This is a genomic window from Enterobacter sp. T2 (genome assembly GCF_010692925.1).
GTDB lineage: Bacteria > Pseudomonadota > Gammaproteobacteria > Enterobacterales > Enterobacteriaceae > Enterobacter > Enterobacter kobei.
Genome location: NZ_CP048736.1, coordinates 2,133,874 through 2,146,323, shown reverse-complemented (window position 1 = coordinate 2,146,323; position 12,450 = coordinate 2,133,874). Strand labels below are relative to the sequence as shown.

Annotated in this window: 9 protein-coding genes and 1 pseudogene; 4 read left to right on the top strand and 6 right to left on the bottom strand. The window is 52.2% G+C overall.

Annotated features, from left to right (window positions below; genetic code table 11):
• Positions 1-104: 104 nt before the first annotated feature.
• Together G0034_RS10360 and dcp are read right to left on the bottom strand one after the other, a co-directional pair.
• Positions 105-2,615 carry a bifunctional diguanylate cyclase/phosphodiesterase gene (locus G0034_RS10360; RefSeq protein ID WP_179120817.1) on the bottom strand — a complete coding sequence of 837 codons (2,511 nt, stop codon included), beginning with the start codon at positions 2,613-2,615 and terminating at the stop codon, positions 105-107.
• Between the two features lie 295 nt (positions 2,616-2,910).
• The gene (dcp, locus tag G0034_RS10355) at positions 2,911-4,944 is read right to left on the bottom strand and encodes a peptidyl-dipeptidase Dcp (RefSeq protein WP_179120816.1); all 2,034 of its coding nucleotides are present in this window, start codon (positions 4,942-4,944) and stop codon (positions 2,911-2,913) included.
• A gap of 142 nt (positions 4,945-5,086) precedes the next feature.
• Between dcp and ydfG the strand changes: the two genes are divergently transcribed.
• A complete protein-coding gene (gene ydfG / locus G0034_RS10350) occupies positions 5,087-5,833 on the top strand; it encodes a bifunctional NADP-dependent 3-hydroxy acid dehydrogenase/3-hydroxypropionate dehydrogenase YdfG (RefSeq protein WP_023330307.1) in 747 nt (248 codons plus the stop codon).
• A gap of 91 nt (positions 5,834-5,924) precedes the next feature.
• Positions 5,925-6,611: a GntR family transcriptional regulator gene (locus G0034_RS10345; RefSeq protein ID WP_014883681.1), complete on the top strand. Its 687-nt coding sequence runs from the start codon at positions 5,925-5,927 to the stop codon at positions 6,609-6,611.
• A 34-nt stretch (positions 6,612-6,645) separates the two neighbouring features.
• On the opposite strand, the gene G0034_RS10340 is transcribed toward G0034_RS10345, so the two are convergent.
• On the bottom strand, positions 6,646-7,077 hold the full coding sequence (locus tag G0034_RS10340; protein ID WP_014883680.1) for a universal stress protein: 432 nt from the start codon (positions 7,075-7,077) through the stop codon (positions 6,646-6,648).
• 288 nt (positions 7,078-7,365) lie between these two features.
• Between G0034_RS10340 and ydfZ the strand changes: the two genes are divergently transcribed.
• Positions 7,366-7,569, top strand: a complete 204-nt coding sequence (ydfZ, locus tag G0034_RS10335) for a putative selenium delivery protein YdfZ (RefSeq protein WP_014883679.1) — start codon at positions 7,366-7,368, stop codon at positions 7,567-7,569.
• Positions 7,570-7,612: 43 nt separating this feature from the next.
• Here the strand turns inward: ydfZ and G0034_RS10330 are convergent, their stop codons facing one another.
• On the bottom strand, positions 7,613-9,076 hold the full coding sequence (locus G0034_RS10330) for a mannitol dehydrogenase family protein (RefSeq protein ID WP_179120815.1): 1,464 nt from the start codon (positions 9,074-9,076) through the stop codon (positions 7,613-7,615).
• Between the two features lie 219 nt (positions 9,077-9,295).
• Positions 9,296-10,579, bottom strand: a pseudogene (locus tag G0034_RS10325) (MFS transporter); the annotation flags it as partial.
• Between the two features lie 308 nt (positions 10,580-10,887).
• Here G0034_RS10325 and G0034_RS10320 point away from each other — a divergent pair.
• Entirely contained in the window at positions 10,888-11,154 is a 267-nt protein-coding gene (locus tag G0034_RS10320; RefSeq protein ID WP_023296458.1) for a DinI family protein, read from the top strand.
• A gap of 131 nt (positions 11,155-11,285) precedes the next feature.
• On the opposite strand, the gene G0034_RS23345 is transcribed toward G0034_RS10320, so the two are convergent.
• Positions 11,286-12,413 carry a tail fiber domain-containing protein gene (locus G0034_RS23345; protein WP_286079242.1) on the bottom strand — a complete coding sequence of 376 codons (1,128 nt, stop codon included), beginning with the start codon at positions 12,411-12,413 and terminating at the stop codon, positions 11,286-11,288.
• Positions 12,414-12,450: the final 37 nt, after the last annotated feature.

Sequence of the window (12,450 nt, the reverse complement as noted above, 5' to 3'; positions counted from 1 at the left end):
GATGCTTCCCTGTTCCAGGGGGCGCGGAAGATGCTAAAACGCGTTTATGTATTCACCAGGTTGGCGTTTAAATTGAGATCGGCAATGGCGGCGGGTTTTCCAAGTTAATACCCCTGAACTTCATCACACTTATTTTTTTTAAGAAAAGCCAGCTGTTCGCTGGTCTCCACTCCTTCAGCGGTCACTTCCATGGAATAGGCTTTACCCAAATCGATTATCTTCTCGACTACCGATTGGTTCTGTGGCGAATCCGCTAAGGTAAAAATAAAGCTTTTATCGAGCTTTAGCCCATCAAACTGAAACTTTCGAAGATAGCTCAGAGAGGCATAGCCGGTACCGAAATCATCGATCAGAATCCGTACGCCCATTTTTTTGAGGGCTTTCATGGTGTGCAACGTTTTTTCTGGATCGGAAAGCGTGACATTTTCAGTCACTTCTATTTCCAGCCTGGTGGGTTCAAGTCCCGTTTCGTGAAGAATTTCTTTTACTCTTTCAGCCAGATCGCTCGCCTGGAATTCAATAGCCGAAATGTTGACTGATACCGATAACCCCGGCAATTGATCTTTGGCCTCCGTACACGCTTTACGAATGACCCAGTTGCTGAGGCTAATAATCAGCCCTGTTTCTTCAGCCAACGGGATAAACTGATCGGGCATCATGGTTCCTCGATCCGGGTGTTGCCACCGGACCAGCGCTTCGACGGCATCTGTTTTCGAATATCGGAGGTTATAACGCGGTTGATAAACCAGATAGAGTTGGTCTTCGCGAATGGCGGTCTTCAGCTCCAGTTCGAGTTTTCTGCGTTCGGTCAGCTTTTCCGACATATCCTGGCGATAATAGACCCATCGGTTTCTCCCGGATTGTTTTGCCTGGTAAAGCGCAATGTCAGCATAGCGCAGAAGATCGTTTGCGCTGTTGCCGTCTTGTGGGGCCAGTGCAATCCCCATGCTTACCCCTATTGTCACATCATTGCCATCAATGGTGAAAGGACGGTTGAGTTCTGACACGATGCGCTGGCACACCTCTTCAATCTGGTCTGTCTGGCTGGTGTTACCGAGGAGCAGCATAAATTCATCCCCGCCCTGCCGTGCAACAAAATCACCGCTCCGAATACAGCTTTTAAGACGTAAGGCGACCTCGCCAAGCAGAGCGTCGCCGGTGGAATGCCCAAAAATGTCATTGACGGGTTTGAACTTGTCCAGATCCAGGCAAATCATTGCAAAGGGATAATTATTGACGCCTTCATTGGCTAACCGGCCCGCCAGAAACTCCTTAATATGATACCGGTTTGGAAGCCCCGTTAATTCATCATGCCGTGACAGAAATTCCACACGTTTAGTTGCTTCCACTTCCAGAGAGACATCTGTTGCCGCGCCCCGTAAAACCACCGAACCATCAGGCTGAGAAGAAAATTTAGCCAGAAGCGTGCAGTAGGACGTGGATTGCTGATAGTTAATATAAGGGCAATTCTTAAATTCGAAGCGTCCAGTTAATTCCCGGTGGCGGACACGATCATGAAGTAAGTGACTTGTCGACGGAAAGAGCTCATCCAGCCTGCGGCCGATCCATTGACTATGTTCATATCCCGTTACCGTGGAGAAACGACCTGATAGCCATGTAATCTTTAACGATAAGTCAGTTTCCCAGAACCAATCGCTGGTTGTTTCACTGACATCCCTGAATCGTTTTTCACTGGTGATAAGATTCAACCGTGCCTGCTCAAGGAGAAAGGCATTTTCGTCATGAATTCTCGCCTTGTGCATAATATGACGCATAAGGATCACCGTCATCGATATTGTCAGCAGTACGGAAAGAATGAGTAATGGCAGGAAATAAACGATCAGCGCCTGGCCAGGATTTTCACTGTCCCATAAAATATGCACATCACCATTTGGCGTGCTTATGGTCAATGACGTCTGATTATTCACTTCATTGGGTGAAATGCGAACATTTTTGATGGCGGCATCATGCCCAATCGCAAGGAGTTTTTTAGCCGTTAATTTGTCGACAAACACCATGACTGAAGGTCTGCCCGGTAACGGTTGTACACTCGAATCATCACCCGTTGTTATCCATTCAGCAGAAACAATGGCCGGTATGCCGTCGATAAGCGTTAGCATAGACACCGGCAATCCCTTTTTTTTGCTCAGTTCACTGAGTAAACGGTCTTTTGTGGATTGACCCAACCAACGCTCCAGATCTTCAGGTATCCGTTTCCCGGAAATCACGCTGTAGCGCGTGGCGCCTTCCGGAGAGAGAACAAACACCCCCTCATAGCCAAAGTTATCATACAGAGACTTGCCAAGATTCTGCTTATCCCATGCCCAGTGCATGTCAACATTCTGATGAAGATGTTTGTAGGCATCCCCCCACTCGGCATAGTCTTTTAAATGGCTACGGATGCTCTCCTGTCGGGTATCTAACGCTTTTCTTAGTAAGAAATCATCATGCGAATCGCTGATTTCATTAACATTATTTTTTATTATCAATAAAGAAATTATTGCCGCCGCAAAAATAGCGATCAGCAACGTTACAACATAGGTAAAGGTTTTATTTATCAGCCTCTTAGAATGCTCAGCATCCGTAAAGCCAGGAGTGGTCAGAGGTAGGGTCATCTTTCGCCTTCTTAACTGCTATAACGTCGATTTTTTGTTATCCTCATTTATCGGCATAAAAGGGCAAAAATTTAGAATTAAAAAAGACATTTGAAAGAAGATTTTATTTCTTACAACCCAGATCAAATTATTAACAGTTCTCGAATGTAGCGCTTTGTCTCTATTAATAAAAAATCCTTTTATCGGCGCGTTCAATTTCACCGGTTATCTTTCAAAAGTATGCTAAAATATCGCTGATTAAAGGGTATAAAAAACCGGGCTTCACGCCCGGTTCTTTTTTCAGCCCAAATGGACACTATTCACTTAACCCACGATTCTCCAGCATCGGTTCAATCCTTGGATTGTGCCCGCGCCAGCTCCGGTAAAGTTCAGCTAAATCAGTGCTGTTCCCGCGGGACAGAATCGCCTCGCGGAATTTCTGTCCGTTTTCACGCGTCAACCCGCCCTGCTCGACAAACCACTGATAGCCATCGTCTGCCAGCATTTGCGTCCACAGGTAGGCGTAATACCCCGCCGCATAGCCACCGCCGAAGATATGGGCAAAATAGCTGCTGCGATAACGCGGGGGTACCGCGGGCAGGTCCAGCCCCTCTTTTTTCAACGCAGCCGTTTCAAAGGCTTCAACGTCAGATACGGCTTCACTGATGGCGTGCCAGTTCATGTCCAGCAATGCCGCACCCAGCAGCTCCGTCATGTCATAACCCTTGTTGAAATGGGTCGCGTTGAGCATGCTTTCCCGCAGCGCGTCCGGCATCGGTTCACCGGTTTCGTAGTGACGGGCGTAGCGGGTAAATACCTGAGGATGGCTGGCCCAGTGTTCATTGATCTGCGACGGAAATTCAACGAAATCACGCGGCGTATTGGTACCGGACAGCGTGGCGAAGCGCTGGCTGGCAAACAGACCGTGCAGGGTATGCCCAAACTCGTGGAACAGGGTAATTACGTCGTCCCAGGAGAGTAACGCGGTGCCCCCGTTACCCGGTTTTGGGTAGTTACAGACATTGTAGATAACCGGGCGGGCAGAAAACTCAAAAGATTGTTCAACGAAATTGCCCATCCAGGCTCCGCCCTGCTTGGAATCGCGGGCAAAGAAGTCGCCGTAAAATAGCGCCATCCCTTCACCGGTATGGTCGAAAATTTCCCATACGCGAACGTCCGGATGATAAACCGGAATATCGAAGCGTTCCACGAAGCGGATACCGAACAGCTGGCTGGCCGCCCAGAAGACGCCGTCATGCAACACGGTATTGAGCGCAAAGTAGGGCCGGATCTGCGACTCATCAAGCGCATATTTCGCCTGGCGCACGCGCTCGGCATAAAAGGCCCAGTCCCAGGCCTGCACGGTGAAACCGCCCTGCTCGTCATCAATCACTTTCTGAATATCGGCCTGTTCGCGCTCCGCTCGGGCACGGGCGGCAGGCACAATGCCGCGCATAAAGGCCAGCGCGGCGTCGGGGGTTTTCGCCATCTGGTCGGCAATACTCCAGCTGGCGTAATCCTCAAAGCCGAGCAGGCGAGCCTGACGCGCACGGAGCGCCGTCAAACGCAGGATCAGCGCGCGGGTATCGTTTTCATCCCCTTTCTGGGTACGCGTCCAGCCTGCGTTGAACAGGTTTTCACGCGTCTGCCGATTGCGCAGCGCAGAGAGCGCAGGTTGTTGAGTCGTATTCAGCAGCGAGATCAGCCAGCGGTCGTTAAGCCCTTTTTCCGCGGCCGCCTGCGCGGCGGCGGCGATCTCTTCTGCACTGAGCCCCTCAAGCTGATGCGCATAATCCACCACCAGCCCACCCGCTTTATCGGCGGAAAGCAGACGCTGGTTAAACTGGCTGGTCAGGGAGGCTGCCTCGGTGTTCAGCGCCTTCAGCTCGGCTTTTTCTGTCTCATTCAGACGCGCACCGGCCAGAATAAACCGCTGGTACGTCTCCTCGACCAGCCGACGGGACTCGGCATCCAGCGCACCGCGATCTTGCCAGACGCTCTCAACGCGGGCGAAAAGTGTGTCATTCAGCCAGATGTCATTCGCCAGCGCGGCAAGTTCAGTAGAAAACTGCTCCTCTAACTCTTGCAGGTACGGATTGGTATGCGCAGAGGTCATGGCGAAAAAGACGCTGCTGACGCGCGAGAGCATAACGCCGCTTTTCTCCAGCGCCAGCACGGTATTATTGAAGTCTGGCGCGGCGGTTTGCGAGACAATCGCATCAATGTCCACCCGCTTCTGACGCAGCGCTTCATCGAACGCCGGACGATAGTGACTGTCGTTAATCTGATCAAAATGGGGTGCCTGGTAAGGCAACAGACTGATTTCAAAAAAAGGATTCGTGGCCGTCATCTTTCACTCCTCAGAACGGATATCTTCCCAGAGTAGGCCAGGCCGCCATCACCTGCAATGCTGTCATACAAATGTTGCCTTAACGCACCCTCTGCGGCCGTGCTATGTTAGTACAACACAAAAAGCGTTGAGGAACAGTGAGATGATTATTTTAGTTACCGGGGCAACGGCGGGTTTTGGTGAATGCATCACGCGTCGCTTCGTCGCCAACGGGCACAAGGTGATTGCAACGGGCCGTCGTCAGGAGCGCCTGCAGGAGCTGAAAGATGAATTAGGTGACAGCATCCTGACCGCACAGCTGGACGTGCGCAACCGCGCAGCCATTGAAGAGATGATTGCTAACCTGCCTGCCGAGTGGCGCGCCATTGATCTGCTGGTCAACAACGCCGGACTGGCGCTGGGCATGGAGCCCGCGCACAAAGCCAGCGTTGAAGACTGGGAAAACATGATCGACACCAACAACAAAGGGCTGGTCTATATGACTCGCGCGGTGTTGCCGGGCATGGTTGAGCGTAATCGCGGTCACATTATCAATATTGGTTCTACCGCCGGGAGCTGGCCTTACGCGGGCGGCAACGTCTATGGTGCGACCAAAGCGTTTGTCCGTCAGTTCAGCCTGAACCTGCGCACCGATCTGCACGGCACCGCCATTCGCGTTACCGATATCGAGCCGGGTCTGGTGGGCGGCACTGAATTCTCCAACGTGCGCTTCAAGGGTGACGACGCGAAAGCGGATAAAACCTACGAAAATGCTAACGCGCTGACGCCGGAAGATGTCACTGAAGCGGTCTGGTGGGTGGCGACGCTGCCTAAGCACGTCAACATCAATACCGTGGAAATGATGCCAGTCACCCAGAGTTTTGCCGGACTTAGCGTCCATCGTGGCTAAATAAGCCCCACCCGGCCTGCGGGCCGGGTCTGTTTCGGGTTCGAAAAGAATGGTAGTATGTTCAGGCTAACTCTCTGAGAAATGACAACTCATGGCCGCTGAATCGCAACTCAATCCCACCCAGCCCGTAAACCAGCAAATCTATCGCATTTTGCGACGTGATATTGTCCATTGCCTGATTCCGCCGGGAACGCCGCTTTCTGAAAAAGAGGTCTCAGTGCGTTTTGACGTCTCCCGTCAGCCGGTGCGTGAAGCGTTCATTAAGCTTGCTGAAAACGGCCTGATTCAGATCCGCCCGCAGCGCGGCAGCTACGTAAACAAAATTTCACTTTCTCAGGTGCGTAACGGCTGTTTCGTTCGCCAGGCCATTGAATGCGCGGTCGCCCGCCGGGCGGCAACGCTTATCAATGATAACCAGTGTTACCTGCTGGAGCAGAACCTGCATCAGCAGCGTATAGCGATCGACCGTAAGCAGCTCAACGATTTCTTCCAGCTCGATGATGAATTCCACCAGAAACTGGCACAAATAGCGGATTGTCAGTTGGCCTGGGATACCATTGAGAACATCAAGGCCACCATCGACCGCGTGCGTTATATGAGCCTCGATCACGTCTCCCCGCCGGAAATGTTGCTCAGACAGCATCACGATATTTTCAGCGCGCTGGAAAAACGCGACCCGGACGGCGTGGAAAAAGCGATGACGCTGCATTTGCAGGAAATCAGCGAATCCGTGCAGCTTATTCGTCAGGAAAACAGCGAGTGGTTTAGCGAGGAGTAATATTCGCCGCACCCTGTTGGGCGCGGCGTTGGGTTTAGCGAACGACTAACACCGGAATCGTGGCGTAGCGCAGAATGGATTCCGCATTCGATCCCAGCAGATGGGTGGTGATGCTCGGGTTTTTCGACCCGATGACAATCGCATCATATTTCCCCTCTTTGCTCAGCTTGATAATTTCATCGCGAACGTTGCCAAAACGAACCATGCTGTGAATATTCTCTGGGGCAATATCAAACAGTCTTTTTAATTCGTTCATTTTCTTCGCGGATTCCGCGGTCATATACTCTTCAAACTTTTTGATATCGGCATTGAATCCGCGCAGCAGAGACCGACTGCTGGCAGGCAGAATGTTGACCAGGGTAATTGATGCCCCCTCTGCCTTTGCAAGGCTTGCCGCGTGGCGAACCGCTTTGTCGCTCAAATCCATTTCAAACACATCTACAGGCATCAAAATGTTCTTATACATAAGCCTGACTCCTTATTCCGATGAAAGGGTTATTTCCTGCACCCAGAATGGCAGCAGGAATATAAACCAATCCTAAACGCTTCCATGTTGAAACTATCAATAAATGAAAATAACGGTCTGCTTTGTAAATTGCTGTCGCGAACCGTCAGCACCTCATGTCATTAAGAAAAAAGTGTGACTTTGATCAAAAACAAAAACATCACTTGCAGACAGGCGTATTTATATGCCCCGTGGACGGTGAAACCTGAAATACCGCCGTAACGGATAAGTTAGAGAGGAGAAAATACCATGATGACATACGACCGTAACCGCAATGCAATTACCACTGGCAGCCGCGTGATGATTAGCGGCACAGGCAAAACTGGCGTGATTAAAGCGATCCACAGCGACGGGCTGGATGCCGCGCAGGTGCGCCGCAGCAAAACGGTGGAAGTGGAAGGATGCGAAGGTAAGTTCGAGCCGATTGAGCTGATTCGTCTGGGTATGCACTAAGTTGTGCGCTGACATGCCGCCGCGCACGGCGGCATGTACTGAATTACCGTTGAGACGCGTACTGCGCCACGGTAGCTTTCGCGCCCTTTTGCACCAAAGACTGGTACGCGGTCATCACCGCATCAACAAAGACCGTCTCACGCGGTAATTCTTTGCCAAAGATAGACTCAATGCCGAGCAGCGCACGCACGCGGCTTTCCCCTTCAGCACTTCCCTTCACTGCCGCCTGAATCACCGCCAGCTGCGGATCGCTCACCTCAATGGCATTACCCTGCTCATCCACTCCGCCGACATACCGCATCCAGCCCGCCACGCCCAGCGCCAGCAGGGGGAAAGGTTTCTGATGCACCAGATGCCAGCGCACGGAATCTAACATGCGTTGCGGGAGCTTCTGGCTGCCGTCCATCGCGATTTGCCAGGTGCGATGACGCAGAGCCGGGTTGCTGTAGCGGGCAATCAGCAGATCGGCGTAATGTCCTAAATCGACGCCTTTCACCTTCAGGGTCGGCGCCTGCTCGTGGAGCATCAGCGCGTGAGCCGCAACGCGGTAATTCTCATCTTCCATGCAGTCGTTGATATGCTGATAACCGGCCAGATACCCCAGGTAAGCCAGGAAGGAGTGGCTGCCGTTAAGCATGCGCAGCTTCATCTCTTCAAACGGAATGACGTCTGATACCAGCTCGGCCCCGGCTTTTTCCCAAGCAGGACGCCCCGCCACAAAGTTATCTTCGATCACCCACTGGCGGAAGGGTTCACAGGCCACGCCCGCCGGATCACGCACGCCAGTGAGCTGTTCGATTTTATCCAGCGTATCAGGCGTGACCGCAGGTACGATGCGATCCACCATGGTTGACGGGAACGTGACGTTAGCCTCGATCCAGTCCGCCAGCTCGCCGTCTACCGCCCGGGCATAGGAGCAGGTTACGTTGCGCATCACATGACCGTTTTCCGGCATGTTGTCGCAGGACATCACGCTAAAGGCCGGTAACCCCGCCGCTTTGCGACGCGCCAGCGCTTCCACCACCACACCCGGTGCGGACGTCGGCTGATGCGGGTTTTGCAGGTCGGCGGCGATGAATGGATGATCGAGCATCAGTTGCCCGGTTGCGGGAGAGTGACAGTAGCCCTTCTCGGTAATGGTCAGTGAAACAATCGCCACCTGCGGTTCGCACATCGCTGCCAGTACGGTCTCCAGCCCGTCAACCTGCGCATGCAGGGCCTTTTTGACCACGCCCACCACGCGGGATGTCCACGCATCGGCGGACATCTCCGCTACGGTATAGAGGTTATCCTGCGCCTTCAGGTCGGCAATTTGCTGCTCGCCGCCAATCAGGTTAACCTCACAGTAGCCCCAGTCGCTGCCATAATCAGACGCGAGGATGTCGGCATACACCGCCTGATGCGCGCGGTGAAAGGCGCCAAATCCTAAATGAACAATGCGTGCTTTAAGGCTGTCGCGATTGTACTGAGGCAGCGTCGCTTTGGCCTGTAATAACGTGTTTTCCATGATTAAGACTCGTTAATTAGAAAGCTGTGGATCGCTGCCGCTTGTTATAAAGCGGCAGCGCCTGCTGACTACACCAACTAGAATGGCAGTTGGGGTAAAAAATCTCTGCCATCCACCATACTGATACTGCCATTTGAGATTTTGATTTATATTAACTTTTGTTCAGGTGGTGTGACACAAAGACAAAGTTGTGTGACAAGTCACGAAGGCTGTGTACCATTACCGCCGTGACGATACCGTGCCGTAGGCCACAGGCTCTTTTGGCGTGGCCTCCGCAGCATCTTCCGCTGCGCTCAAATCACGATCCCGCACTTCGGGCATCAGGCAGGCCGAGACCAGACCAATCACAGAGTAAGCCACCAGCATGGCCACAATCGGCCACCAGGAACCGGTCATGTTACAGAAGATCCCCGCCAGCACCGGACCAAACCCCACCGCCACCAGACCGCCCGCCTCTTTGGAGATAGCCATCCGGGTAAAGCGATTTCGCGAGCCAAACATCTCCGCCATGGTGATATTTTCCAGCGCAAACAGCCCCAGTACCGCGAAATTATGGATAACGATGATGGAGAGCATAATGGTTCCCGGCGCATAGCTTTTATCGACGATGATCGACAGCATCGGGTACGCCAGCATAATGGCGGAAATATTAAGGATAATGTACGGCAGACGGCGTCCCACTTTATCGGACAGCCAGCCCAGCAGCGGGATAGAGATAAACCCAAGAATGGAGCTTATCATCAGCGCGTCGGTGGGAATGGCTTTATCGAACAGCAACGTCTGGACCAGATAACCGGCCAGAAACGTCTGAATCAGACCCGAATTGCCCGCCTGACCGAAACGCAGACCGGTCGCCAGCCAGAAAGATTTACTTTTCACCATGGCCCCTAACGATGTGTCCGGCTGCGCGGTTTGCGCATCGTTCACTTTCTCAAAGACCGGGCTCTCCTTGAGGTTCATACGCAGCCAGATGGCAAAGATCATCACCACGACGCTGGCGAGGAACGGCACGCGCCAGCCCCAGGCGAGCAGCTGTTCGCGGTCGAGGGCAAAGAACATAACGGCCCAGATAGCGGTCGCGCTCAGCGTCCCGCAGTTAGTCCCCATCGCCACCAGCGAGGAGATGATGCCGCGTTTACCTTGCGGTGCGTACTCCGCCAGCATGGTCCCGGCCCCGGAGATCTCTGCCCCTGCCCCGAGTCCCTGAATGATGCGCAGCGTCACCAGCAGTACGGGCGCGAAAATCCCGATCTGTGCATAGGTGGGCAGCACGCCAATCAGCGTGGTGCAGATCCCCATCATGGTGATGGTGATAAACAGTACCTTTTTACGGCCAATGCTGTCGCCCATGCGACCAAAAATAAAGGCGCCGACGATACGCGCGATATAGCCTGCGCCGTAGGTTCCCATCGCCAGGATCAGTGCCATCGCAGCGGACTGTTCCGGGAAGAAGATTTCATGAAATACCAGGGCGGCCCCCAGCGAGTAGAGCTGGAAATCCATGATTTAAAGGTGCAAAAAATGAAAGCATGAGTATGTATAAAGTAAGCAGGTAAAAAGCAAAGTGTTAGCGCAAGACGAATCATCACCTTCTGTGTGTTTGAGTTGTTTTGCGCTAAATTTTTGCCCCATCCATGCCCCACGCATAATTTTAGTCAGCGCCAGACCACATCAGCCCTGTAGGGCTAATCGATAACAAACACGCCAGCAGTATGTTCCCCAAAATTTAAAAACAAGTTGTTCATGCCTTGACAGATAAAACCGCCAAAGCAAAAATACTGTATATTCAAACAGTGATTAGCGGAGCATTTATGTTCGTAGAACTGGTTTATGACAAGCGTAATGTTGAGGGGCTAGAAGGGGCCAGAGAAATCATACTGGCAGAGCTGACGAAGCGGGTGCATCAGATTTTCCCTGATGCCGAAGTGAAGGTGAAGCCGATGCAGGCAAACGGCCTGAATAGCGACGCCAGCAAAAGCGATCGGGAAAAACTGAACCGCATGCTGGAGGAGATGTTTGAAGATTCTGACATGTGGCTGACCTCTGAGTCTCCTACTGTTCGCCAGGTTGGGCTTTAACTATCTATCGTGTAATATTCCCCACGTTTGCTCGGGCATGAACACTGAGCAACCAGCCGCCGCCCGTTCTTTCTTAAGACGGGCGGCGGTTTTCTTAACAAAGCCGTTTCAATATGCTGTCTTCAGGTATATCAAGCTCCACCCTGTTTTAGCTCATCAACCTGTTTACTAAGTTCTGCTACCTTTGCGTTAAGTGCCTTTATGGCTGCAAGGGCATCCATCATCAGTGGGTTAAGGTCAAGCGTCATTTTCCCTACGCCCTCAGCAGAGTGAACATATTGCTTGTCGATTTGTTCGATCTGCTGAGCAATTACGCCACGGCGCTCTGTCTGCTCATCATCATCAAGATAGTAGAATCGCTTAAACTCCATCTGACAGATGTTTTCAAGAGAAACATCAACATCGAGATCGCCATTGACGTGCTTGAAATTAATATCTGATGTTCCAACAGACTGCATCTGTGTCCATGGAATGGTGGACGAAGCTGTATTCATAGCAGCACTAGCCAGGTTCCGGACAAAAAGATTGCCGGATGCTCCTGTAAATATTTGCTGTCGGCGAGTTGGGTCATACCCGCATACAATTCCAGATCCTGCTTGCGGCGCCCAGGAAGTACCAGAGCCGTCAATACCATAAAACCCTGATTCTGTACTTCCTAAAACGTTAATAGTTGGAGTTCCGAAACCAAAATATCCAACTCCCAGGACATTACCAGTATTGGGGCCAACATCTTTGGTGGCGGCACTTCCCAAACCGAGGTTTGTGCGAGCGTCAGCAGCATTCTTTGCACCTGTTCCGCCCTGGCTGATACTGAGTGCGGTAGTCAGGCCGCTTAGGCTGCTTATATCGCTGTTAGCCCCTTTCTTCGCCAGCGATTTCTGCCCCGGTACGGTGACGGGCACACCGTTAATCGTGATAGTGACGTCTGTAGTACCGTTCATCACATCAGCGAAACCGCTCATGTAACGCTGGTACATAGTGAATGTTTCAGCGATGTCCTGCGCCAGACCATCCACGCTCAGGCTGTCGCTTAGCAAAATGGAATACTTCGTTCCCGCCGGTATTGCAGGACTTGCCGCAGGAGTCACTGTGAGACTTGTTGCCCCGCCGATAGCAGTGATCTGGAATACCTGGGCGGGGCTGGTCAGTGCGATGACGGTACAGCCGTTACGAATCAGCGATCCAGCTGCAGTGAAGTTTGTTCCCGTACCTGTAAGGGTATTTCCGCTAATGGCAATAGTGCCAGTGGTATAAATCATATTATCTCCAGGTAATAAAAAACCCCGCCGGAGCGAG

Excerpts from the sequence above, each read along its gene's own strand:
- G0034_RS10360 (WP_179120817.1), bottom strand. The coding sequence starts at position 2,615 with ATGACCCTACCTCTGACCACTCCTGGCTTTACGGATGCTGAGCATTCT.
- dcp (WP_179120816.1), bottom strand. The coding sequence starts at position 4,944 with ATGACGGCCACGAATCCTTTTTTTGAAATCAGTCTGTTGCCTTACCAG.
- ydfG (WP_023330307.1), top strand. The coding sequence starts at position 5,087 with ATGATTATTTTAGTTACCGGGGCAACGGCGGGTTTTGGTGAATGCATC.
- G0034_RS10345 (WP_014883681.1), top strand. The coding sequence starts at position 5,925 with ATGGCCGCTGAATCGCAACTCAATCCCACCCAGCCCGTAAACCAGCAA.
- G0034_RS10340 (WP_014883680.1), bottom strand. The coding sequence starts at position 7,077 with ATGTATAAGAACATTTTGATGCCTGTAGATGTGTTTGAAATGGATTTG.
- ydfZ (WP_014883679.1), top strand. The coding sequence starts at position 7,366 with ATGATGACATACGACCGTAACCGCAATGCAATTACCACTGGCAGCCGC.
- G0034_RS10330 (WP_179120815.1), bottom strand. The coding sequence starts at position 9,076 with ATGGAAAACACGTTATTACAGGCCAAAGCGACGCTGCCTCAGTACAAT.
- G0034_RS10320 (WP_023296458.1), top strand. The coding sequence starts at position 10,888 with ATGTTCGTAGAACTGGTTTATGACAAGCGTAATGTTGAGGGGCTAGAA.
- G0034_RS23345 (WP_286079242.1), bottom strand. The coding sequence starts at position 12,413 with ATGATTTATACCACTGGCACTATTGCCATTAGCGGAAATACCCTTACA.